The organism is Moorena bouillonii PNG (assembly GCF_001942495.1).
Taxonomy (GTDB): Bacteria; Cyanobacteriota; Cyanobacteriia; order Cyanobacteriales; family Coleofasciculaceae; genus Moorena; species Moorena bouillonii.
Genome location: NZ_MKZS01000001.1, coordinates 8,009,802 through 8,033,438 on the forward strand (window position 1 = coordinate 8,009,802; position 23,637 = coordinate 8,033,438).

The window sequence follows — 23,637 nt, forward strand, 5'->3', positions numbered from 1 at the left end:
ATTTGGTCAATTTAAGATATATCAAGGGTTACAGGGCGCTTGTCGCCCCCCCAGGTACTCGTCTCTTTTCTGTAACACCTAGTGGTGATGTCAGTCTTGGTATTGCTATACGTAATAACGATTTACAAGTTGCTTACCGTAAGCATAATGTGCGTGGACGGGGATGGTATTCTGATGCTCTGACTCTTCTTGAAGGTGTATTTCGCAATCAAACAGTTAAAGCGGTCAAGAAGGGTTTGGCAAATTTTGATGGTGTCAATTTGATTTCCTATCTTAAAGATGCGGGCGTTGATCAAAATTTGAAACCCTATGGATTAAGCCTAGATAAACTCGTTAAGGCTGGTGTTTCTATTAACGCCGATGTTACTCCAAAAGGGCTAAACTTTGTCATTGATTTACCTAAAACCATAACCCTTGAATAATTGGTTAACCTGTTAGGTACTAATGCTTAACAGCTTAGTCAGATTTATTTGAGCTTTTCTAAAATTTGGTTATCCTGAATAAATTTATCTATTTCCTCGATAATATCATTTCGTTGTCGAGGCACCAAATATGCTGTCTCTACGAATCCTATCACAAAGGATAAGAATCCACTACCAGGTCTAAATGAATAGTCAACTATTTCAGATTTCATTTCAAACTCCCCACTCGAATTAGCATTATAACTAATCTTGAATTGGATATATCCTTTATAGTTTCTTTTGATAAATTTTAAGTATTTTTCCTGCTTGATCCATTCCACATCACTAAGCAACACGTGTAATTCATCATTGTCAAACGAGTCGTATTTAAAACTACGTCTTACTTCAGCTTTATCTATCGATATTTGCTTTATATTACGACATTCACCTATCTTAAACTTGTTTTCAAAAACTTTTCCTATTTCTGGGTAATTCTTAGATTTTTGAGGTAACTTTAGTGTTTTATTTGGAAAACTGCTAAATATAAATGCTTCTGTTAATATTACTATTACCAAGATTACTAAGCTTCCCAAGATTAATAAGCTTCCCAAAATTACTAAGGTAACTGAGCTTATTTGGTTCAGTCTTAAATTTGATTTTTTAACTAAATCAATTATAGCTATTATAATAGCTATAATTGTAAATAGTATAAAAGCCAACATGCTAAAGACTTTATACTGCTTAACCAATTCTTGATTAGTCAATAATTCTATTATCCAAGTCCCAGTAATATTAATAAAGAGGAATGGCAATATACGTGACACTACATAATCAAATTTAAATAAGCGGTTATTGCTTACTAAGCTTATTATCAATCTTATTATATACCTTACTATATAGCTTGCTTTACTCCTCTCGGACTTGATTTTTTTTAACCATTTATTGAGCTTATAAGCATTTTCTTGCCTCTCAAAAATCCATTTTTTCGCTGCTTCCAAAGCATAATCATTTTCTTGATATTTATCAAGATATTCATTTTTTAATAAATCAGCAAATTCTATAATGGGTTTTTCATTATAATATTTTTCTTCAAGTATTGTGTTTAAATTATCTATAATGTCATTTAAATTTTCAAGTATTTGATGGATTTTATATTCCGGATTATGCTTATATTTCGGGGTATGCTTATCTAATAATTTATTGATGTAATCACTATAAATAGTTTGCCTTGGCTTGTTCGTTTTTTCTAAAGGATACAATATGTCGAGTAAACTAGTCGTAATTTTAAATTTTTCCTTGATTGCATTTAAATCATCATTACCGGGATTTTGTTCACGTGCGCCATTAATTAATTCGGCTAACCTATTTTTAATATCAAAATAGTGGACTACTTTGTTTACAATTTCACTCAAATTGTCACCAGTGGCAATTTCTGGCAGATTTTCATTTAATTTGTATTTTAGCATTTGTTTGAAATCCTGTGGATCAGGGAAAGCACTAAGCAGGGCTGAATGTATCTGCTCAAGGAGATAACCAGGGGTATTTCCAGCATTTTTTCTTCTAGCAGGGAAAACAGTAAATAGGGCTGACTCTATCTGCTCAAGGAGATAAACAGGGATCTTTTTAACCTTCATGTATAGTTCTCTAGCTGTCAACAATATAACTAGTGATACGATCGCTTGATGTGATCACTTTTAGGTGTGATACGATGCGCTTGCAAGCTATTGAATTTGCGTTTAATCAAATCTCCTTTAAGGATATTCGTAATTGGTTTGATCATTGTTGTTAATGTCCCTGATTAGACTAAAAATTACTATAATTCACCCTCTGTAATCTTATATGAGTAAGAGGAACTCCGATAGGCTGGTTTCAACTATATCCCAGTGCCATAGACAAGCGGTATAAGCCAGATCAAATACGTTTGAGTGTAAAAACAGCAGTTGGATATCTAACTCCTCTCCCCCCACACTTCCGACACTTCCCCTTTGACCCTAATCTAAGAAAACACCCCTGTTACCATCATCCTACTGGGCAAATTGCTAAGATTTGCGCGATCATATCAGTGTTTTCGGTGTGAGTAGTCAACTATCGTTCCCAATGCTCAAACTTACTTGGAGCTTGCCCCATGTAACTCCAGCTGCGATCGCTGCAGCCTTTCTACTAACTCCCAATGGTCTAGCCAATGAATCTCAACCAAAGTCAACAACCGCCCAGGAATTATCCATAGCAGTAGAGTTACTTCCCCCCATCTCTGTGGAAGTGATGGAGCAGGTGACACCTGCTTCCCAGTTGTTACCAAGATCACCAATAACAGAATCACCAACAAGCACACAAGGGTTTGAGAATGAACTAACTCCCCATATCGAACCCAATATCGAACAGACAGATGATCCGATGGCTCAAGTCACATCAGTATCCCAGTTATCGGATGTCCAGCCCACAGATTGGGCATTCCAAGCCTTACAATCTATCGTAGAGCGCTACGGTTGTATGGCAGGATATCCTGATGGTAGCTATCGTGGCAATCGTGCCCTCAACCGTTATGAATTTGCTGCTGCTCTCAATGCCTGTTTAGATCAGCTCAGTAAGGTGATTGCTGGTCCCGATTTGTCATCTTCCTACTTTAAAGAAGATGTAGAAGCAATCAAGGGTTTGCAAGGAGAGTTTACCCTCGAACTAGCTCGACTGCGTGGTAACCTCGATGCTGTAACCGCTCGTACTGCTGAAGTCGAAATTACTGAGTTTTCCACCACTACTAAGCTCAATGGCGAAGTAGACTTTATCCTAATTGACTACTTCACTGATAACAAAGCTGCCCCTTGTTGCAGTAGCCCAACTGAAGACGATAGTCTTACCACTACATTCACAGGTCTTGCCCTATTATCCTTTGATACCAGTTTCACCGGTAAAGACCTGTTACGCACTAGAATCGACGCCACCGATGTGCCTGAATTGAATAACCCCCTCGATGGCACAGACATGACTCTCTATGACTTTGACACAAATACTGACCAGGACTTTGTCATAACCGAACTATATTACCGATTCCCGATTAGCGATCGCATTCAAGCTCATATTGCTGCAGCCGGTCTGTCAGCCGATGAGATTACTGACCCCCTCAATCCCGTCTCAGCCCTCTCCCGTTTTGGAGTACATAACCCGGTTTATCGCCTAGCTGAAGGTGGTGGAGCTGCTATTCGTTATCAATTTAATGACTCAATTAGAATCAGTGTAGCTTATTTAGGTAGTGCCGCTAGTATCTCTAATCCCACCGAAGGTAATGGGTTATTTAATGGTCAATTTGGTGCTTTCACTCAGCTAACCTTAACACCAAATCAGCGCTTAGGGATTGGATTGAATTATGTCCATTACTATTCTCCTGAACCCAACTCAGGGATTGATGTCACTGGCAGTACTGGCAGTCAATTTTCCCAAGCACCCTTTGGTGATCAAACTGCTACCTCCGCTAATGGGTTTGGCTTACAAGGGAGATATCGACTTAGTCCTGGTTTTGCCCTTGGGGGTTGGCTCAGTTATATCAATGCCAACGCCGAATCCTCTCCCCGCCAAAGTGGTTTGGATGGCTCAAAGGGCGCTAAAGCTGATATCTGGACGTGGGCGATAACCATGGCATTTCCCGATTTAGGCAAAGAAGGCAATGAATTAGGTTTCGTGTTTGGAATGCCCCCTAGACTAGCTGAAAATGATATTAACAGTCGTCAAGATTCGGATGTATCTTACCACTTAGAGACTTTTTATCGCTACCAAATTAATGACAATATATCCATCACTCCCGGTCTATTTGTAATTATATCTCCAGAACACAACAGTAACAACAATAGTATCGTAGTGCCAATGGTTAAAACTAAATTTATTTTTTGATTTGTTGGTTGATTTAGTGATATAGCAATTCTAAATAAAGCGTTTTTCATAACTATAAGGTACACAGGATTTTATCCCACTTCCCTGTTCCCTATTGCCTATTGCCTATTGCCTATTGCCTATTGCCTATTGCCTATTGCCTATTGCCTATTGCCTATTGCCTAAATACGTTCAAAGGCAAAGCACATTGAGCATGATCAGACTGAGCCTGTGTACTATATATAGAGGAAGATTCAAAAACAGGCTGCGTGGAAATTACATTTTTAGGAACTAGCTCCGGAGTCCCAACGCGATCGCGCAATGTGTCCAGTGTAGCGCTGCGCTTACCTCAGCGTGCAGAAGTCTGGCTGTTTGACTGTGGCGAAGGTACTCAGCATCAACTTTTGCGGAGTGACCTGAAAACCAGCCAGATCCGACGAATGTTCATTACCCACCTCCACGGGGACCATATTTTTGGTATGCCAGGTCTGTTGGCAAGCTGTGGCTTAGCGGGAAACATCGACAGGGTTGATATTTATGGACCACCGGGTTTAGATAGTTATCTCCAAGCTTGCCTAAAATACTCTCGCACCCATTTGGCATTCCCCTTCAAGGTTCACACGATAAAACCTGGTTTACTCTACGAAGACCAGGAATTTACCGTTAGCTGTCTACCCCTGGAGCATCGTGTACCAGCCTTTGGCTATCGAGTTTGTGAAAAAGACCGACCGGGCAGGTTTAATGTAGAAAAAGCGATCGCATTAGGAATTCCGTCTGGTCCGGTTTACGGTAAACTCAAACGGGGAGAAACGATTACCCTACCTAATGGGCGTGAGATTAAGGGCATTGACTTGTGTGGAGCACCCGAAACTGGTCGTAAAGTAGTGTATTGTACCGATACTATCTTCTGTGAGCAGGCCATTGAACTGGCAAAGGATGGGGATGTTTTGATTCACGAAGCTACTTTTGCCCATCAAGACGCTCAGATGGCTATTGAGCGCTTACATTCTACGTCTACCATGGCAGCTCAAGTTGCCCTTGGTGCAGGGGTCAAACAGCTAATTATGACCCATTTCAGTCCTCGTTATGCTCCAGGAAATCCCCTGAGGTTAGATGATTTGCTTCAAGAAGCACGGGCAATTTTCCCAAATACCATCTTAGCCTATGATTTCTTCACCTATGAGGTGCCTAGACGACGTTCAGAAGAAAAACAAGTGGTTTGTTGAGTGTTACCTGTTGAGTTGAATGTTGACTGTTGAATGTTGAGTGCTGAGTGTTAACCTTCTAACTTTCAACCTTGGCCAAAAGGCCACGCTAAGCGAACAACCTTCTAACTTTCAACCTTCAACCTCCTAACCTTTAACCTCCTAACCTTCTTACCTTCAATTACATTCCTCCACCTGAGAAACACGTCGGATATTTAACACATCGCTCATGTGTTGGATTTTGGCAAAGCTGCGGTTGAGTTGTTGGTGATCGAGAATATCAATGCACAGGTCAATTAGAGCTGGTTTGCCATACTGAGTTTTGACTTGAGCTTTACGGACATTAATGTTTTGGTCACTTAGGCGAGAGAGAATGTCTTTGAAGACACCAACCCGGTCAATGACTTCAATTTGCACATTCACCGGGTAGGTTTGGGGACGCCCATCATCGATATCAGTGGGATTCCAGCTGACCGGTACTAGTCTTTCTCCTAAAACATTTTCCACATTCACACATCCTTGGCGATGAATGGAAATACCCTTAGTGCGAGTGACCACCCCAATGATAGATTCTCCTGGTAAGGGGTTACAACATGCAGCAAGGCGATACAGTAATCCTTCTACACCAGCAATAGGATGTTTCTTACTAGGAAGTTGGGATTGGGGATGAATGGGGGTAGAGCTAGTATACTGTTGGAGCACTTCACTTTCTTCTGGCTCATTGTCTAAACCAGCGTGTAGTTGTTCCCGTAGTCGTTTCACTACAAAGTTGAGTGTCACTGCACCGTGACCCAGACCAGCCAGTAAATCCTCTACTTTGTGGTAGTTACAGCGCTCCGCCACAATTTGCATTGGTGCTGATTTGAGCAAGGCTTCAAATCCTTTTTTCCCAAGTTCCTTCTCTAAGAGTTCCCGACCCCGAGCCACATTTTCTTCCCGATGCGATCGCTTAAACCATTGCCGAATACGATTTCTGGCACTGGCTGTTACCACAAAGTTGAGCCAATCTAGACTAGGGTGAGCGTTTTTGGTGGTGAGAATTTCTACAATATCCCCATTCTTTAGAGGACAATCGAGTACCCGCCACTCACCATTAACTCGTACACCAGCACAATGGTTTCCCACCTCGGTATGAATCCGATAGGCGAAGTCTACGGCGGTTGCTCCCCGACTCAAAGCGACTACGTCACCATCTGGTGTAAATACATAGACATCTTCATCAAATAAGTTATCTTTGATGTTTTCCATGTATTCCTGAGCATCTTTCAGGTCTTTCTGCCATTCCAATAACTGCCGCAGCCAAGTCAGCTTTTCATCATCAGCCGTGAATTTGGTAGTATTAGAGCCACCGGTTTCCTTATACTTCCAGTGAGCAGCAATACCCCATTCCGCCACATGGTGCATTTCCAGGGTGCGAATTTGGACTTCGATCGGGCGACCATTAAACCCAATCACTCCGGTATGGAGGGATTGATAGCGATTGGGTTTGGGTAAACCAATATAATCTTTAAACCGACCTGGAATTGGTCTGAACAGATCATGAACAACGGCTAAGGCTCGGTAGCATTCCTCTTTGCTTTCCACAATCACCCGCATGGCAGCAATATCATAGATTTCATGAAACCCCTTGTTCTGGCGCTGCATTTTCTGATATATTCCATAAAGGTGCTTGGGGCGACTACTAATATCAACGCAATGAACACCGGTTTTATGAATCCGCTCTCGCAAAAGTTCTGAGACTTCCTTCAGGCGCTGTTCCCGGTCTGAGCGTCTTTCTGATACCAATGACTGAATTTCCCGATAAGCATTTGTTTCGAGATACTTAAAGGCTAAATCTTCTAGTTCCCACTTAAAGCGACCAATTCCTAACCGATTGGCTAGGGGGGCAAAGATATCTCGGGTTTCTTGGGCAATCTGAACCTGTTTTTCTGGCTTCAAGTATTCCAAGGTCCGCATATTATGTAATCGATCTGCCAGTTTGACAACGATTACCCTGATATCTGCTGCCATGGCGAGGAACATCCGGCGGAAGTTCTCCGCTTGACGCTCAGTTTTACTGGAGAAGTTGAATTTAGATAGTTTGGTTACCCCTTCTACTAAATTTCGTACCTCCACTCCGAACCGGGATTCTATTTCTTCTGGAGTAATTTCCGTATCTTCAACTACATCATGCAGGAATCCAGCCGCTATCATAGTAGAGTTGCCGCCCAAATCCCTTAATAGATCAGCCACTGCAATCGGATGGGCAATGTAAGGCTCTCCAGATTTGCGGTACTGACCTTCATGGAGTTGGTAAGCAAATTTAAATGCCTCAGCGATTAACAAAGTATGATCACCGACTGGTTCCTCTGCCGCTGATGAAGCGGCTTTTAAGCAATATTGCAGCCAGTCAGGAATCTCAACGTTAAAATTCAGAATAGAGTAGGTGGCGATCGCGTCCATAATTATTTGCCCCTCAGAGAAAAAATAGATACCGGAGTCTAGCAAAACCGAAGTCTAGCAAAATGAGTGCTGACTCAGAAGAGTGGCAAGCCTATCCATGCAGCCAAACCCTTCTGAGTAAGCAATCACTGTAAGTAAAGCTTCCTCTCACCCTCCTTTTTCGTCAAGCCAGAATGCTGTCCGGATCCTCAAGTTTAAAGAGATGGAAGCTTGCTTCAATATTTAAGAGGCAGAGCCAAATTGTTGGTTTGGTAACTACCCTGTCTTTAAAAAGAAAAAATTCTTTACATTTATAATTTTACGCTAACTGGGCTCACAATGTTATTTCAATCACATAATCAAGCATTACGGGAATTCCAACAAGCCCTAGAACAAATGTACTACCAGGTTGACCCTGATGATGTGGCCCGATCAGCAATTCAGGAGCAGTTTCAAGCACTAAAGCAGCTGTTCACCAGTCAGATCGCTAGTATTAGTGTCGAAGACATACCTCTGGATTATGTCTCTCGATGGCAGTCCCTAAAAACCGAAATTCACAAACAGATCCGATTATTGGAAAATGACCTGATGCTTCTGCAGGCATCCCGAACTCCTGAGAAAGCCAAATTAAGGCAGAAGGGAGTATGCGATCGCATTGGGACCCTGATTCAGTACTGCCAAGGGTGGCTGCAACAATCTCAGGAACAACCATAATACGGGTGCATCTGATATTTGTAAATCTATAACTATAGCAATTCTACGACTTGTGAGGTACAAATTTTTGCTTTTTAGGGAACAGGGAGCAGTTAGCAGGTAGCAGGTAGCAGGAAAGAGGTAAAAAATAATGTGTACCTCATAGCTACGATAAACGCTATATAAGAAGTATGGGGAGATAGGGAGATAGGGAGATAGGGAGATAGGGAGATAGGGAGATAGGGAGATAGGGAGATAGGGAGATAGGTAGATAGGGAGATAGGGAGATAGGGAGATAGTGAGATAGGGAGATAGGGAGATAGGGAGATAGGGAGATAGGGAGATAGGGAGATAGGGAGATAGGGAGATAGGGAGATAGGGAGATAGGGAGATAGGGAGATAGGGAGATAGGGAGATAGGGAGATAGGGAGATAGGGAGATAGGGAGATAGGGAGATAGGGAGATAGGGAGATAGGGAGATAGGGAGATAGGGAGATAGGGAGATAGGGAGATTTTTATTGTTTTGCCTTGTCAGTCCGTTCTGTTGCGGTAATCATGAATGGCACCTCAAGTAGCGTGGCCAAAGGCTGTTCGCGCAGCGTGCGCATAGGCTGATGGCTGATGGCTAATATATTGATAACTGATAACTGATAGCTCAATTATTACCTCACTGGAGTTTTGAGAAAGCTATTTCACTCACCTGACACTATTTGATCAAGAATTTATACAAAAGTTAAACCTGACATCAAATCTTCATCAACGCGATCGCATACATCGGACAGAAAGACTTATAAATAACAGGGAATTCACAGACAAAACTGCTCTATACTCCCTAATCTCTAGAACCAATAAGTGTGAATCAGGTAAGTCACTCAATGAAATATAAACTGCTTTCTGCATTAATGGCGACCGGTACTGTTTTAGGAGTTTTGTGTTCTGCCAATCAAGCATCTGCAACCACAAATGGATCTGATGTATCTGAGCAAGAATACAATCAACAGTATAGCAATTCAGGGAATGACGAACCAAAACTAACCTATGATCAGTGGCAATTCTTTAACGATTTTGTAAATTATGAAAGGTTAATGATAAATCAAGATGATTTACCTGAAGTCGATTTAAATAATCTGCGCTGGGAAAGTGGTGCCAACGATGTGGAATTATTTTTTATCAACGAAGGAGCAACTTACAGAAATCAACTATTCTATTCTGTGGATGGTGGTAACACTAAAGAAATGGTGTTTAATGATGTTTCCTCTCCCTTGAGCATTCTTCCTGAGGAAGATGGTTCTTTGGCACTTGGTCAAGGTGTAAATCTGGGGAATTTTGCCGGTAACACCTTTATTGAATTCTTCATAAAGTCCAATGGACACAATGGTGGTCGCAACTTCTTTGGTTTCGATACCCAACAAAACCCCGACGGATTCAACCATCTCTTGGGTTATGAACTTGAATTTGGAGGGGAAAAGTTTGTAATGCTAGGATTTGAAGACATTTGGGGCGGAGGAGACCAAGACTATAACGATAATGTCATGGTTGTCAGGGGACTCACACACACACCGAACCTACCATCAAACAGTGTATCGACACCAGAACCAGGAACTCTCCTGGGTACGCTGTTTGCCTTCGGAGTTATGGGATTAACATCAGTACAGAAGCGCCAAGGTAAAAAATCCTACTAATAAAACTGAGGCACAATAAGGCTACAGATAGTTATTTGGTAATTGGTAATTGGTTAGTGGTTTACTATTACCGATTTCCCATTATCCATTACCCATTACCTATTATCTTTTACTATAAAGTAGTCATATTCTGAGATCTTGCACCATTGTCATTAATCGTAGGGTGGGCAGTGCCTACCAACGCGCTTTGCAAGCTTCATTATCTGTCTGGTGCACTGCCCACCCTACATGAACCAAGCTTCTTGATAATAGTGCAAGATGTGAGATATTCGTAGTTATCATGTGAATAGACAATATGAATCAAAATTAGTGTGTAGGAATACAGCAATGTTTCCTACACACTATCTATGTTTACCCCTATCAATAATGGCTATAGGACTTATATCAAGTCTGGTTGAATACCCATAATTAAGGAACCCGGGAAGTGTGGGGAGATGGGGAGATGGGGAGATGGGGGAGATTTTTATTAAGGGTAATTATCCTGACATGATATAAAATAATTATCAGGTCTGAAGGATGAAGGATTAAGGATTCTTCATCCTTCATTCTTAATTCTTCATTCTTAATTCTTCATTCTTCATTTTTAATTCTTAATTCTTCATTCTTTATAATTTGTAATTTAAACTTGATTGAAATGGATATCAAAGCAGATTTTGTTGATACAGTTGGGAATACACCACTGATTCGGTTAAACAGCTTTAGCGAAGAGACGGGTTGTGAAATCCTAGGGAAAGCGGAGTTTCTCAATCCAGGAGGTTCTGTAAAAGACCGAGCTGCCCTCTATATTATTAAAGATGCAGAAGAAAAAGGCTTACTCAAGCCTGGGGGTACAGTTGTTGAAGGAACCGCTGGCAATACAGGCATTGGTCTAGCCCATATCTGTAATGCTAAGGGATACAAGTGCTTGATTATTATCCCGGAAACTCAATCCCAAGAAAAAATGGATACCCTCAGAACACTGGGAGCTGAAGTCCGCCCAGTGCCAGCAGTACCCTACAAAGACCCGAATAATTATGTAAAGCTTTCTGGACGCATTGCCCAAGAGATGGATAATGCCATCTGGGCGAATCAGTTTGATAATTTGGCAAACCGACAAGCTCATTATGAAACCACTGGGCCAGAACTGTGGCAGCAAACTGACGGGAAAATTGATGCTTGGGTCTCAGCAACTGGGACAGGTGGGACCTATGCAGGGGTAGCGATGTATTTGAAAGAAAAAAATCCTAACCTTCAATGTGTGGTGGCTGACCCCATGGGCAGTGGTTTGTACAGTTATGTCAAGACCGGTGAAATTAAACCGGAAGGTAACTCTATTACAGAAGGTATCGGTAACAGCCGTATTACTGGCAATATGGAAGGGGCTCCCATTGATGATGCCATTCAAATTGATGACCATGAATGTCTCCGGGTAGTTTACCAGTTGCTGAGCCGGGATGGATTATTTATGGGGGGGTCTGTCGGGATTAATGTCGGAGCTGCTGTTGCTCTGGCTAAACAAATGGGACCTGGTCATACAATTGTGACTGTACTTTGTGATGGCGGTGGTCGTTATCAATCACGGCTATTCAATCGGGAATGGTTGGTATCTAAAGGACTTTCTGTGGGTGATTGCACCTCTTGAGGAAAAAGGCTCAAGGGTCATGAATCTAGTCATCTTTGTAAGTATTCAGCCAATGGCAACGGGAAACGGGGAACAGGGAGCAGAAAGGACTTCTTGACACTTTTTACCAATCTTTAAGCATAACACAAATAAAAACAAATAAAAGTACCCTTTCGAGTACTGTCACAGATGCCAGCAAACTTGGTATTGTAATTGATATGGATCAATATCAAGCCTTGCTCTGTGAGCACCTTGAGCACCCTAGGCACCACGGATGTCCCTAAAAAGACACCTACAGACACTGGTGCCAAGGCTTTCCACTTTGGAAAGACACCTCAAGTAAACTGAGCTTTTGGTTATCAGTCGAACCTAAGCTCCTTGGCTGTAGGGGCATAGGGGCTGATACCTGTTTGCATAAAGTGTAGCATGGGCGTCGCGCCTTAGCTGAACGCTCAAACTCGATCAGTGTCACAAATCAAGACTTAATTCTCATTATTTATTAAGAATAATCATGAGGCTTCTTCAAGAAAAACTGAAGTAATAAGCCTCAACTTGGTATGTTGATTTTTCTAGAGGAAGTACACCAGATGCAAACCCAAGACCTCCTAAAATCCCCTAATCGTCAAAAATTTGATGCAGTAGTTGATTCTAGCTGGAAACAAAAAGAAAACTCTGAGGTATATACATTTATTAAACGCCAACTCAAGTACTTCAATCTTGAACAGGAACTTGATATAGGCCAGATACTTTTTGAAGGCTGTCTTCGTGGTGTTAGCAAAATTGAATCTGGACAAAATATTCAAGACCCCTCAGACTGGCTAAAATCTACCTGCTTCTACATAATCCTAGAGCATATCCGCATCACTTACGTCTACAGCAGTTCTGACTGGCAGCTGACTACAAGCAATTGGGAGCAAGCATCGCCGACCCACGCCATGGGCACTTACAACTAATGTGGCAACTAATGTGGCAACTGATGTGGTAATTCTTTGATGATCATAAGGGCTATAGTCATTAGGGTCACTCTTGGACAAATGTAAGTAGGGGCATACTAAAACACCGCTATGGAAAGATTTTTTATGCCAATTTGGCAACACAGCTCGGTAACCTCATTGTTTCATGGTTATACCCTTGATCAATTTATTTTCCCCTACCTACTTATCAATGTCACAAATCGAGACTTAATCGTCACTAAGTGAGTAATAGTGATCATAAAGTTTCTCAAATACAATTGAAAGTCAGGGGCATTATCTGCTTTTATTTTTACTGAGGAACTACACTATATGCAACCTAGAAAACCTCCAAAGTCCCCTAATCGTAAACAATTTGATGCCGCTGTTAATTCTATTTTAAACCAAAGAGATAAATCTGGACTTTTTGCATTTATTGAATTCCGACTCAAGCAGTTCAACCTTGAACACAAATTTGATATCTTTGACATCTTTATCGAAAGCTATATTCGCGGAGTTAGCAAAATTGAATCTGGACAAGATATTGAAAATCCATCAGCTTGGCTAAGAACAACCTGCTTAAATGTGATTAGAGAGCATTTTGCCAAGAAAGGAAAGCATTGGAAAAAAGAACGTGAGTTTAGCTCTATAGAATACCAGATTAGCTCCAATGATGGTTCCGATTATTTATCGGATGAATATGTCAAGGAAATACTGTCAGATATTAGACAACTAGTAAGTCCTCTAGATTTTGATATTTTTGTGTTACGAGTGATGGAGGAATTGTCCTGGATTCAAATTGAAGAACGCCTGAACTTGGCAAGTAATACAGCCTTGCGCAAACGATATCAGCGTATGAGGAAAGTTTTGAGAGATTATTTTTTTGATATCGACAACTCTATGCTCGAAGACTATGGCTTATCCTGAAAGGCAACTTCCGACAAGGGCACAGTGAATAGAAGAAAATCCTTGAAACTTCTTAATCAAGTAAATTTGGTTAACTTGATTTATGTCCAGGTATAGCAAAGGGCTGACGGGCTAAAGGTTAAGTTAATCAAGGGCTTGACAACGGATTCAACGGTTGTATTCAGTTTAACCTTTGAAAAAAGCTAAGTCTACTGCCTGACCAAGTATAGTATCTCCGGTAGACCCGAAGTCCCTAACTTTACCCGTTTCCTAATTATCAGAACCGATATACCATCGTCAATGAATATCCACCAACGCGATTAAGATGGCGTCTAGACTTAGCTTCCACAAATCCAAAACGTTGATAAAGATTAACCGCAGGATTATCTGGCCGCACACTCAGTGATATGGCAGGAAAGTTTCCTCGTGCAACTCCAATAATTTATGTTAAGAGCTCCTACTTTGCCCCAGCCAGCTACGTACTTAAGCAGAATAGGGTGCGTCTTTACAGCTTTCCGCGAGGTTTCATGAGCTGCATATACGAGCATTTGCCACAAAAATAGTTCATTTTCAGGCATAACTGGATTGAGCGCAAGTGTCATAATATCTATTGCTTAACTGCAACAATGATGGATATTTTAGATCAGGGAAAGCAAATAAAGCACTATCCTTGAATGTATCCTTATCAATGAAGGGTCAAAGAACTGAATTCCATTTTGTTGATAGGTTTTGTAGTCGATTTCAGATATTTTATGAAATCATAATTTTTTGAAGATTCGACACGAATACTCACTTGCAGCACAGACTTTTATGAAGGAAACTCCACTGTTCTTAGCAATAGAAATTGATTTTATGACTAACTGTGTTCCCAGTCCTTTTTTACGGTAGTTTGGCGCGATCGTTAATTGAAGAAAAGATATACCAGCGTTATTTGGGTCAGTGATACCCTGGTCTAGATCTGCGAAGAAACGATGTCGCTTTTTTAATCCTGTGGACTTTTCAATTAGTTTCCTCTCTAAGGAGACTGTATCAATATTGGGATATGGCTCACTAAGGCGGAAACCAATTATTTCACCGCTACTCGCACTTTCAATAACCAAAGAGCATGGATTGGTGATTACAGAAGGGTGCGTGTGTGTCTGAATAATGTATTCGATCAATTCCTGTTTTGGAACAATTTTAGAGGCTACCATCAATTGAAACTCTGGATCATCATTAACCGAAACCGAGGTTAGGAGATGGGAGATACCTGGTACGTCAGTCAAAGTTGCATTGCGTAATATCTCTGTCATAGATAATCGCCCTAAATGAAATAGATCATGTCATTTTTGTTTTCGGGGCTTAAGTAGCGGTCATGAGTTATTTTAGTACATTTGTTCTGCGAAGACCTGCTCCCTGGCCCATTCCCTATGCCCAATCCTAATCAAGCAATCCCAGAAGATTTATGACCAGCATTAAGAACAGCGTTAATTACTTCTTTTATATCTTCAAGTTTAGCATTGGGGTTCAGTAGGGTAAACTTCAAAAAAGTATTGCCATTAAACCGTGTTTCACCAATAACTATGCCTTCTCCCATCAGAGTCAAGCGAATTTTTCTATTTATAGTATCAATATCTTTATTACCAATAGGTTTATATCGAAAAACTAACGAAGAGAGTTCTGGCTCATTTAACAGTTCTATCTCATCCAATCCCTTAAGGTATAAAGCAACAGCACGAGTAAGATCAAGTAAACCTTGAAGTATATCTTCTATACCAGACTGTTTCATCCCTTGGATCGTGAGCAGGAACTTCAAAGAATCAAACCTCCTAGATGTTTGCAGTGACTTCTCAACAAGGTTCTTCATTCCCACCTCAAAATCTTCTTTTCGATTCAGATAGTCTGACTCAAAATTTAGATTTTGTATATATTCCTTCTTGTTGCAGAGAAATAAACTTGAAGAAATGGGTTGAAAAAGCATTTTATGCAGATCGATAGTAATAGAATTTGCCAAGGACAAATAGCGAGTCCACTTCACTTTTGGATTAAATATCATTGCTCCACCATAAGCAGCGTCTATATGGTGCCACATGCGGTATTCCTCAGCAATTTCAGCTATTTCTTTAATCGGGTCAACACTTCCATAGTCAGTTGTGCCAGCAGTAGATACAACACAAATTGGAATACAATTATTAGAAATATCTTTGACAAGCTGTTCTTGGAATTTTTTTAGATCAATTTTGAATTGTCTATCAACATCAAGCTTGACAACACTCTGTTCACCTAGACCTAATAACCAAGCACTTTTTTCAATTGTAAAATGAGAAACACTTGAACAGTAAATTCTAAATTTACTTTCTAGCTGACCTAATGACTCTCGCCTTGAATCAATATTATATTCTTGCCTCTTGATATCTCTAGCCAACAATATCCCCATCAAATTTGATTGACTTCCTCCGGAGGTAAAAACTCCATCAGAACGATGGTTTTTACCAAATATATTCTGTAGAAAAAAGCTAACGACAAGTTCATCAATTTCAGTGGCAAAAGGAGCTTGATCCCATGAATCAAGGGAAGGATTTAAAAGCCCAATCAGATATTCCCCAATAACTGTTTCTATAGATACAGTACTATGAAGGTGAGCCATGTATAAAGGTGAATATATATTGACTGAATGCTCAATATATAGATTAGATATATCTTCTATAATAGAATCTAGACTTTTATCCGACTCAGTCGCTAAGTCAATACCTGAGATGAGTTCTTGCAACTGTTTTGGATCGACTCCAGAAAAGCAATGCCTGTCATTTTTTAACCGTTCAGCTAGTATTTCATTGATTCTAAGGATGCTTTTACTGATGGCATCCAATCCTTCACTATTATTGATGCCTAAGAAATGATTAGTTTTCATTAATGAATTTTTCAATTGTAGACACTACAGTCGCTAAACCTTTTTCCAGTTCTTCAATACCGATCGTTAAAGGTGGCAAAACTTTAAGAACTTGGTCGTTGATTCCTGCTGTTTCGATGATTAAACCCTGGCGAAAACATTCTCTGGAAATAATTTTGCTGAGTTTTTGATTAAAGCATTCAATGCCCCAGATGAGGCCACGCCCTCTAACTGCAAGCTTAGTATCAAAGCTTTCAAGAAGCTTAGTTAAGGTTTTTTTAACGATTTCTTCTCTTTTTTGTATGCCTTGAATAAACTCATCATTTACCCAGTAATAATTAAGGGCGGCTGCGGCTGTAACAAACGCAAGATTATGTCCTCTAAAGGTTCCATTGTGTTCTCCTGGAGTCCATTTATCTAAGTCCGGTTTTATTAGTGTTATAGAAAATGGAAGACCAATACCAGAGAGTGATTTTGATAAGCAGATAACATCAGGAGAGATGCCAGAATGCTCAAAGCTAAAAAACGTTCCAGTCCGACCACATCCGACTTGAATGTCATCAACAATTAGGATGATATCGTAATCGCGGCATATACTTTCAATTTCTCGAAGCCACTCATAGCTGGCAATCCGAATACCACCCTCAGCTTGAATTGTTTCTAAAATAACTGCTGCTGGGATATCATAACCGCTACCCCGATCTTCAAGATATTGCCGAAACATTTTCGCAGTATTAACTTGAGGACCATGATATCCGTCATAGGGAATAAAATAGCTGCCAACTAACTCAAGGCCAGCCCCTCGTCTTTTTCTGGCATTCCCTGTAAGGGACAATGAACCAAGTGTCATCCCATGAAAAGCATTGGTAAAGGTGGCAATCGTTGTTCTTCCTGTCACTTTTCTGGCAATTTTGATGGCCGCCTCTATTGAGTTTGTTCCAGTAGGACCGGGAAATTGAACCTTATAGTTCATGTTTCTTGGCTTGAAAATAATCTCATTAAATGCATGCAATAAGTCAGCTTTTGCACTAGTCATTAAGTCAAGACTGTGAATGATCCCATCTTCTATAAGATAGGAAATAAGTTGTTCTTTAATGTGATAATTGTTATGTCCATAGTTGAGCGCGCCAGCTCCACAGAAAAAATCAAGATATTCAGTGCCATCTTCATTAATGAGGGTTGCTCCCTTAGCTTTTTTAAAAACAGTAGGAAAAGCTCTACAGTAACTCCTAACCTCAGACTCTATCTACTCAAAAATATTCATATTTATTTCTAATTTTATGGAAGATAAATTTGGGAATTTTATGTTTCTACAGGAGTTGCCATACTAAAAAAGAGTTTATTCACCATAAAACCATTACTGGGTAATGGTTTCAGTTTAAAAAAACTGCTATACTTATAACTCTCTTGCCCAGTAATGTTTACAGATGGGCTTTAATTTAGCATAGTATCTCCGGTAAAACCGTTTTGACATAAGCTATCACAGTTTAGCAGAACAACTACCGAAAAACCAAAATTATCACAATTTATTGAAAATTGCTATAGTTATGGCACTTCTCAATAGGCAATTGATAACTACCATAAATGGCTAATAGCTAATCCCTGACGGCTGAATGTAATGGTGATTCTTAAGGGTTTCCAGTGAAACAAGCAAATTTATGACGTAGACTTTCACTGGTCTCAGGTGATTTCTGGCAAACAAAGATTTCTAAATACTCTTCCAACTTGGCGATTTGGTTTTTATAGGTATCAATATCATTGTCACTGAGCCAGCTAAATTGTTTGGCTATAACTAGATCAGCTTTATCTATCAACAGGGTAAGGATTTCGTCAGCTTCAGCTACTTTGAGGATATCAGCCATACGGTTGCTGTCTGACACAGACAAACTTGGACGGGCTGCCAGTTGGCAATACTCCAGCAATAGTTCCAATCGGCGTAGATTTGATTGGGTTGGGCTTTCTGTTGATATCGTGTACATAGAAAATCTGTTCATGTCACACCACTTGTTACTTTGATTGGGCTTCAGTCTTGATTTGGCTTCACTACATTAGTGAGATTTTTGCTGTAATTAGGACACGAATCGAAAGGATTTCACAAAATCTTTATATCTAAGAGGTTTTTTGTAAAGCAACCATGAAGGTTGAAGAGGTTGAAGGTTGATCAGGTTGAAGGTTGATCAGGTTGAAGGTTGAATGTTGATCAGGTTGAATGTTGATCAGGTTGAAGGTTGAATGTTGATCAGGTTGAAGGTTGAAGGTTGATCAGGTTGAAGGTTGAACGCGATTGCGTGGCCATTCGCGTAGCGTGGCCAAAGGCCAAGGCCAAGGTTTAAGAGGTTGAACGCGATTGCGTGGCCTTTTGGCCAAGGTTTAATAACCAGTTAACCTGTAACCAGTTCACCTATTCCCTGTTCCCTGTTCCCTATTCCCTGTTCCCTATTCCCTGTTCCCTATTCCCTGTTCCCTATTCCCTATTCCCTATTCCCTTTACTATATGACTGAGAATCTCTACCGTAGCTTGGCCAGTTTTTTGCCAACTAAATTCACTGGCTCTAGCAAGACCTGATTGGCGAAGATGCGATCGCATTTGAGCATCGGTTGCTACTGCTGCCATGGCTGCTGTGATTTCCTCAGGGTTGTAAGGATTGATTAATATAGCGGCATCTCCAGCTACTTCGGGTAAGGAGGAGAGATTGGCTGTAATTACAGGAGTACCGCAAGCCATTGCCTCTAATACAGGGATACCGAAGCCTTCCCAAAGACTGGGGAATACAAATGCGATCGCATTTCTAATCATGGTCGGTAACTGGTGCTGAGGAACATATCCCAGGAATTTCACCTGACTGGATATATTCAGTTCCTCCGCTTGGGCTTCCAGCAATGGTGTGTAGCGTTTATCCGTTGCGCCAGCAATCCAGAGTTGGTAGTCCTGGCAATTGGCTAGACCAGCGAAAGCCTCAATCAGCCGATGGAGGTTTTTGTGGGGGTCTGGGCGTCCGATGTAGAGAAAATAGGGACAATTTTCGCGATTTTCCCCATTTTTTTCACCATCTACTGTATCCACATAATAATATTGATTGGCATCGTAAGCCAGTAAGATCGGGGTGATTTTTGCGGCTGGAATCTTGAAGAAGTCAGTAAGGTCTCTAGCAGTAGCCCGAGAGTTACAGATGATGTGTTCTGCTTGAGCAAGAACTTGAGGGATATAGTAGCGTTGGTAGGTAGTTAAGGGTGAAAAACCCTGGGGAAACCGTAACCCAATCAAATCATGAACCATTACCACATAGCGGCAATTGGTGAAGAGGGGAGCTTCTGGAACAGGAGAAAACAGAAGATCCGTTCGCAATTTTTTATAAATTCGCGGCAGTTGAAACTGAGTCCACAACAGACGGCGAAAATGTCCTTTCGTGCCTTGTTCAGGGCTTAAATTCCCTGGAATTGGGTAGCAAGTGTAGGTAGTAGCACTACAGAAACGGCTAGACGCAGTGGGGGAAATCAGTAGAGTAGGGTCGAGAGGTTTTAAATAAGGAAAAAGATTAGCGGCATAGTTAGCAATACCCGTAGGTTGGGAAAATAGAATCGAGAGATTGACCAACAACTGGCTCATAAAAAAAGAATTAAGAATTAAGAATTAAGAATTAAGAATTAAGAATTAAGTAGGAGCTATTTGTAAATGCTATATAAGGCAATAGTAATTATAATTTTAAGGAAATCATCCTCAAAACAAATACTTTACATCATAAGTTCGATCAACGCTATAATTTTTGTTTACTTTTTTTAAAAAATTAACGTTACTTAACCCCTTTCTATTCCCGACTCCCGACTCCCTACTCCCTATTCCCTGTTCCCTATTCCCGACTCCCGACTCCCGACTCCCGACTCCCGACTCCCTTTACAACCAATTACCCACTAGAATAAAAGGTGCCCAAAACAAAGGTTCGTTAAACTTGGCATCTCCAATAAAATCTAGTTGGGCTGTCCTGACCGCTTCTGCTTTGGTGATTTCTGGCTGTTTTAGGTATTCGTAAAACTTGTTCATGAATATAGCAGTGGAATCATCACGCACTTTCCACAATGTCCCTAAGGTAGAACGCGCTCCCGATTTAATCGCAAAACCCGCTAACCCTAACATCGCTTGATCGTCCCCTTTAGCAGTTTGACAAGCACTCAGAACCAGTAAATCAATTTGGTCTTCTCCCAACAATTCTTGACTACGCAGCAGTTGTTCGAATTCTTTGACATTAATTTTATTTTCCCAGGTTAGTATAAACGTCTCGTCAGCTTTGGAGCTAAATTGACCATGAGTAGCTAAGTGTATCACATTAGAGGTTTTAGTGGTTATTTCCTTAGACACTCTTTTGCTAGTGAAGTCTTGATTGAGCATGACTGAGTCTGGATTCAACCTTTTAGCAATTTGCTCAATTTCCTGCTTCACCCCTGGTAAAGATTTAAAGCCTTGACGAGCTTCACTCAATCCCCCAGCAATGATACTAAATTTTTCTTTTCGTAACGGTTGTGGATCTAGCAGTTGCAACCCTAGAGACACGGAAATATTGTATTTTTCCACTAGATACTGCTCTCCATCGTGTAAGGCTGCCATCGGCAATTTACGTAATTTGCCATCCAGGATAAACACCAGGGTTTTGGTATCCGTTAAAATTTGCTCTTGTTCCGCAGGTCGGATGAGCCAGTCATAAACTTTTTGGAGGTGGGGTAAGCGTTGGTTTTGCTTAAAGACAGGATGGAGAAAGCTCAAAAATTTGGTCAGGGTTTGATCCACCTCTGCTGCAGACACAGACGTAGAATAATAGCCAATCGGTTTACCGGGGGCGGAGACAATCACAGCTAAACGTTCTGGCAAAATAATCGGGTAAATTACCGTTGCTGACCTGTCAATCTGATCAATTTGGGCAACATTAGCATCTAAACAAGCTTGCCGGAAAAAGTTATCCAATTCTGCTAATTGTAAATCCTCAATGACCTGGCGTGCTTTTTTTAGATACTCTTGACTAGGATTACCGTCTAGCAACAATTCTACCATTTATCGGTATACTGGTTCAACGCTTTTTCGGAAGGAAAACTGGATATCTGGATTAATGGAAACCAAATCACCACGCAAAGTTTTTAAGTCTTTGACTGCTTCCGTATAGGCGGCAATTGGACATAAAGGCGTAGTTGGTTGAGGCGAGTTTTAAATTTTTATTCTGGATTAGTACTCGCACTTTCTGCCCGTTTAAAGTAATCTAATGCTACTGAATTATCTCCAGCATCAAGGGCTGTATTGCCTAAACTCAACAGGATAATGCCTAATTGGTTAGTGGCTTCCAGACCCTGAGCAATAGATAAGCTTTCTTCGAGTACCTCTCTAGTAGCTTTTACATCCCCCAACACTTGTAAAGCGATGCCTAAACTTCTGAGCATTCCTACTTTAACGGCATAATTTTATGTAGTTGCTAATTGTTGATTAATCTCTTCCAGTAGACGTTTAGCACGATTATAAAATCCTAAGCTTTGCAGGGCTTCAGCTTGGTTAATTTTGCTAATCAAAGCACCAATTTTATCTCCCGCTTTATCATAAGTTTGTGCTTTTTTAAATGTTTCTAAGGCAGATTGGTTTTGTCCAGTGTGGAAAAGGAGTCTGGCTTTGGTATTAAGAATTTGCGCCCACAGCAGAGGATTGTTACTGGTAGCTGATTCGACTAACTTAAGGCTGGATTCAATAGCAGTTTGGGCAAGGTCCCACTGACTTAGGTGTTGGTAAGCTAAGGATAGATAATTCAAACTCAAGGCTTGATGGAGAGAGTCACCCCGAGTTGCGTAATCTTGGGCTGCTTCCAAATTTCCGCTGCTTGGGCAAATTGTCCCCTGTTGAAATAGGCTCTGCCTTGGTTAAGTTTACTAAGTTTACTGGTAGCCTGAGGAGTTTGGGCTTGCAAGGTCGGAGCAATAGTGACTTGGGGGTGGTCACCGGATGCGATCGCTAAAGCAGGAGTAGCTGTCAGTGCTAGCAATAAACTGGGTAATCCGACGGTGACTAAATTTAGGATGGTTTTCATAATTGTCTTGGTAATAGATTAATGATTAAAGTAGGGTGGGCAAAGTAATCGCTCTCATTAATACTCATTTGAACCAAACTGTTTTTGCCCACCTTACCAGTAATCAGTTAAAGTAGGGTGGGCAAAATACTCTAATCATTAATATTGATTGGAACCAAACTGTTTTTGCCCACCTTAGCAGTTAAAGTAGGGTGGGCAAAATACTCTAATCATTAATACTGATTGGAACCAAACTGTCTTTGCCCACCTTAGCAGTTAAAGTAGGGTGGGCAAAGTCATCTCATCATTAATACTGATTGGAACCAAACTGTCTTTGCCCACCTTACCAGTAAAAAGTAATCGCTCTCATTAATACTGATTTCAAGCAAACTGTCTTTGCCCACCTTACCAGTAATCAGCTAAAGTAGGGTGGGCAAAGTAATTTAATCATTAATACTGATTGGAACCAAACTGTTTTTGCCCACCCTACAAGCTAAAAACTGATTGGAACCAAACTGTCTTTGCCCACCCGAAAATCTAATCCTCTTTAATCGCACAAGTTGCTCGCAGAAAATCGAGCGCCTGGTTCGAGTTGACAACAGCGACTAATTCCACATTACCTTCCTCATTAATAATCCAAGCATTAGCTTCCACTATCGGTGCTTTGGTATTAGTGTGTGCTTTACGATCTTCAGCTTCGGGTATGGCGCGCACTATGGATAGATCCGATATATCCCGCACATCCGATAAAATTTGGCCACCCCGTACCATGGCACTGGGATCTTGGGGTATGCCACCCCGTCCGGTAATATAAAAACTACTGGTGGCAGTCCAACGGCAACCTTCAGCGATTTGTTGAGTGCGATCGCTAGTATCTGTGGGTAGTTGAACTAAGCCATTAGCCGGATCGGCGTCAGGATTGTTAATGGTGATCACCCCATCTACCCCAAACTGAGAACTAGGGCGTGTCTGCAAACTGCTATACTGAAGTAAAATGATTCAGGTATTGTGATG

Annotated in this window: 22 protein-coding genes; 9 read left to right on the forward strand and 13 right to left on the reverse strand. The window is 40.9% G+C overall.

Features of this window, described 5'->3' with window-relative positions:
- A partial coding sequence (locus BJP37_RS32695; RefSeq protein WP_158069864.1) for a hypothetical protein occupies positions 1-422 on the forward strand: 422 nt, incomplete at its 5' end.
- A gap of 44 nt (positions 423-466) precedes the next feature.
- On the opposite strand, the gene BJP37_RS32700 is transcribed toward BJP37_RS32695, so the two are convergent.
- Positions 467-2,035, reverse strand: a complete 1,569-nt coding sequence (locus BJP37_RS32700) for an effector-associated domain EAD1-containing protein (protein ID WP_075905267.1) — start codon at positions 2,033-2,035, stop codon at positions 467-469.
- 463 nt (positions 2,036-2,498) lie between these two features.
- On the opposite strand from BJP37_RS32700, the gene BJP37_RS32705 reads away from it, so the two are divergent.
- Entirely contained in the window at positions 2,499-4,283 is a 1,785-nt protein-coding gene (locus BJP37_RS32705) for an iron uptake porin (protein WP_075905269.1), read from the forward strand.
- A gap of 248 nt (positions 4,284-4,531) precedes the next feature.
- On the forward strand, positions 4,532-5,488 hold the full coding sequence (locus BJP37_RS32710) for a ribonuclease Z (RefSeq protein WP_075905271.1): 957 nt from the start codon (positions 4,532-4,534) through the stop codon (positions 5,486-5,488).
- Between the two features lie 156 nt (positions 5,489-5,644).
- Here the strand turns inward: BJP37_RS32710 and BJP37_RS32715 are convergent, their stop codons facing one another.
- Entirely contained in the window at positions 5,645-7,909 is a 2,265-nt protein-coding gene (locus tag BJP37_RS32715) for a RelA/SpoT family protein (protein ID WP_075905273.1), read from the reverse strand.
- Between the two features lie 318 nt (positions 7,910-8,227).
- On the opposite strand from BJP37_RS32715, the gene patD reads away from it, so the two are divergent.
- The gene (gene patD, locus BJP37_RS32720) at positions 8,228-8,602 is read left to right on the forward strand and encodes a heterocyst frequency control protein PatD (protein WP_075905275.1); all 375 of its coding nucleotides are present in this window, start codon (positions 8,228-8,230) and stop codon (positions 8,600-8,602) included.
- A 494-nt stretch (positions 8,603-9,096) separates the two neighbouring features.
- On the opposite strand, the gene BJP37_RS40475 is transcribed toward patD, so the two are convergent.
- Positions 9,097-9,240 (reverse strand): hypothetical protein, encoded by a 144-nt coding sequence (locus BJP37_RS40475; protein ID WP_158069865.1) that lies wholly within the window; start codon positions 9,238-9,240, stop codon positions 9,097-9,099.
- Between the two features lie 216 nt (positions 9,241-9,456).
- Between BJP37_RS40475 and BJP37_RS32725 the strand changes: the two genes are divergently transcribed.
- The 4 genes from BJP37_RS32725 to BJP37_RS32740 all read left to right on the forward strand — a co-directional run bounded on the left by BJP37_RS32725 (position 9,457) and on the right by BJP37_RS32740 (position 13,740).
- On the forward strand, positions 9,457-10,263 hold the full coding sequence (locus BJP37_RS32725) for a DUF4114 domain-containing protein (protein ID WP_075905277.1): 807 nt from the start codon (positions 9,457-9,459) through the stop codon (positions 10,261-10,263).
- A gap of 634 nt (positions 10,264-10,897) precedes the next feature.
- On the forward strand, positions 10,898-11,884 hold the full coding sequence (locus BJP37_RS32730; protein ID WP_075905279.1) for a cysteine synthase A: 987 nt from the start codon (positions 10,898-10,900) through the stop codon (positions 11,882-11,884).
- 536 nt (positions 11,885-12,420) lie between these two features.
- Positions 12,421-12,816: a hypothetical protein gene (locus tag BJP37_RS32735; RefSeq protein WP_075905281.1), complete on the forward strand. Its 396-nt coding sequence runs from the start codon at positions 12,421-12,423 to the stop codon at positions 12,814-12,816.
- Positions 12,817-13,146: 330 nt separating this feature from the next.
- On the forward strand, positions 13,147-13,740 hold the full coding sequence (locus BJP37_RS32740; protein ID WP_075905283.1) for an RNA polymerase sigma factor: 594 nt from the start codon (positions 13,147-13,149) through the stop codon (positions 13,738-13,740).
- A gap of 737 nt (positions 13,741-14,477) precedes the next feature.
- Here BJP37_RS32740 and BJP37_RS32750 read toward each other — a convergent pair.
- The 4 genes from BJP37_RS32750 to BJP37_RS32765 form a co-directional block, all read right to left on the reverse strand.
- Positions 14,478-15,011, reverse strand: a complete 534-nt coding sequence (locus tag BJP37_RS32750; protein ID WP_075905287.1) for a GNAT family N-acetyltransferase — start codon at positions 15,009-15,011, stop codon at positions 14,478-14,480.
- 131 nt (positions 15,012-15,142) lie between these two features.
- Entirely contained in the window at positions 15,143-16,609 is a 1,467-nt protein-coding gene (locus tag BJP37_RS32755; RefSeq protein WP_075905289.1) for a pyridoxal phosphate-dependent decarboxylase family protein, read from the reverse strand.
- The gene (gene ectB, locus BJP37_RS32760) at positions 16,599-17,834 is read right to left on the reverse strand and encodes a diaminobutyrate--2-oxoglutarate transaminase (protein ID WP_143727914.1); all 1,236 of its coding nucleotides are present in this window, start codon (positions 17,832-17,834) and stop codon (positions 16,599-16,601) included. The genes BJP37_RS32755 and ectB overlap by 11 nt, the downstream gene beginning before the upstream one ends.
- Before the next feature lie 382 nt (positions 17,835-18,216).
- Entirely contained in the window at positions 18,217-18,582 is a 366-nt protein-coding gene (locus tag BJP37_RS32765) for a hypothetical protein (protein WP_143727915.1), read from the reverse strand.
- A 357-nt stretch (positions 18,583-18,939) separates the two neighbouring features.
- Between BJP37_RS32765 and BJP37_RS40480 the strand changes: the two genes are divergently transcribed.
- On the forward strand, positions 18,940-19,086 hold the full coding sequence (locus tag BJP37_RS40480; protein WP_158069866.1) for a hypothetical protein: 147 nt from the start codon (positions 18,940-18,942) through the stop codon (positions 19,084-19,086).
- Here the strand turns inward: BJP37_RS40480 and BJP37_RS32770 are convergent.
- From BJP37_RS32770 to BJP37_RS32785, 6 genes are all read right to left on the reverse strand, one after another.
- Positions 19,053-20,195, reverse strand: coding sequence for a glycosyltransferase family 4 protein (locus tag BJP37_RS32770; RefSeq protein WP_075905293.1), 1,143 nt, complete (start codon positions 20,193-20,195; stop codon positions 19,053-19,055). The genes BJP37_RS40480 and BJP37_RS32770 overlap by 34 nt on opposite strands.
- Before the next feature lie 285 nt (positions 20,196-20,480).
- The gene (locus BJP37_RS35110; RefSeq protein ID WP_198954252.1) at positions 20,481-21,629 is read right to left on the reverse strand and encodes a CHAT domain-containing protein; all 1,149 of its coding nucleotides are present in this window, start codon (positions 21,627-21,629) and stop codon (positions 20,481-20,483) included.
- Between the two features lie 158 nt (positions 21,630-21,787).
- Entirely contained in the window at positions 21,788-22,009 is a 222-nt protein-coding gene (locus BJP37_RS35115; protein WP_229415528.1) for a tetratricopeptide repeat protein, read from the reverse strand.
- Between the two features lie 21 nt (positions 22,010-22,030).
- On the reverse strand, positions 22,031-22,426 hold the full coding sequence (locus BJP37_RS35120; RefSeq protein ID WP_158069867.1) for a hypothetical protein: 396 nt from the start codon (positions 22,424-22,426) through the stop codon (positions 22,031-22,033).
- Entirely contained in the window at positions 22,372-22,644 is a 273-nt protein-coding gene (locus BJP37_RS35125) for a hypothetical protein (RefSeq protein ID WP_081431411.1), read from the reverse strand. The genes BJP37_RS35120 and BJP37_RS35125 overlap by 55 nt, the downstream gene beginning before the upstream one ends.
- A 516-nt stretch (positions 22,645-23,160) precedes the next feature.
- A complete protein-coding gene (locus BJP37_RS32785; RefSeq protein WP_075905295.1) occupies positions 23,161-23,598 on the reverse strand; it encodes an S-layer family protein in 438 nt (145 codons plus the stop codon).
- Between the last annotated feature and the right edge of the window lie 39 nt (positions 23,599-23,637).

Excerpts from the sequence above, each read along its gene's own strand:
- BJP37_RS32700 (WP_075905267.1), bottom strand. The coding sequence starts at position 2,035 with ATGAAGGTTAAAAAGATCCCTGTTTATCTCCTTGAGCAGATAGAGTCA.
- BJP37_RS32705 (WP_075905269.1), top strand. The coding sequence starts at position 2,499 with ATGCTCAAACTTACTTGGAGCTTGCCCCATGTAACTCCAGCTGCGATC.
- BJP37_RS32715 (WP_075905273.1), bottom strand. The coding sequence starts at position 7,909 with ATGGACGCGATCGCCACCTACTCTATTCTGAATTTTAACGTTGAGATT.
- patD (WP_075905275.1), top strand. The coding sequence starts at position 8,228 with ATGTTATTTCAATCACATAATCAAGCATTACGGGAATTCCAACAAGCC.
- BJP37_RS32725 (WP_075905277.1), top strand. The coding sequence starts at position 9,457 with ATGAAATATAAACTGCTTTCTGCATTAATGGCGACCGGTACTGTTTTA.
- BJP37_RS32730 (WP_075905279.1), top strand. The coding sequence starts at position 10,898 with ATGGATATCAAAGCAGATTTTGTTGATACAGTTGGGAATACACCACTG.
- BJP37_RS32735 (WP_075905281.1), top strand. The coding sequence starts at position 12,421 with ATGTTGATTTTTCTAGAGGAAGTACACCAGATGCAAACCCAAGACCTC.
- BJP37_RS32740 (WP_075905283.1), top strand. The coding sequence starts at position 13,147 with ATGCAACCTAGAAAACCTCCAAAGTCCCCTAATCGTAAACAATTTGAT.
- BJP37_RS32750 (WP_075905287.1), bottom strand. The coding sequence starts at position 15,011 with ATGACAGAGATATTACGCAATGCAACTTTGACTGACGTACCAGGTATC.
- BJP37_RS32755 (WP_075905289.1), bottom strand. The coding sequence starts at position 16,609 with ATGAAAACTAATCATTTCTTAGGCATCAATAATAGTGAAGGATTGGAT.
- BJP37_RS32765 (WP_143727915.1), bottom strand. The coding sequence starts at position 18,582 with ATGAACAGATTTTCTATGTACACGATATCAACAGAAAGCCCAACCCAA.
- BJP37_RS32770 (WP_075905293.1), bottom strand. The coding sequence starts at position 20,195 with ATGAGCCAGTTGTTGGTCAATCTCTCGATTCTATTTTCCCAACCTACG.
- BJP37_RS35110 (WP_198954252.1), bottom strand. The coding sequence starts at position 21,629 with ATGGTAGAATTGTTGCTAGACGGTAATCCTAGTCAAGAGTATCTAAAA.
- BJP37_RS35115 (WP_229415528.1), bottom strand. The coding sequence starts at position 22,009 with ATGCTCAGAAGTTTAGGCATCGCTTTACAAGTGTTGGGGGATGTAAAA.
- BJP37_RS35125 (WP_081431411.1), bottom strand. The coding sequence starts at position 22,644 with ATGAAAACCATCCTAAATTTAGTCACCGTCGGATTACCCAGTTTATTG.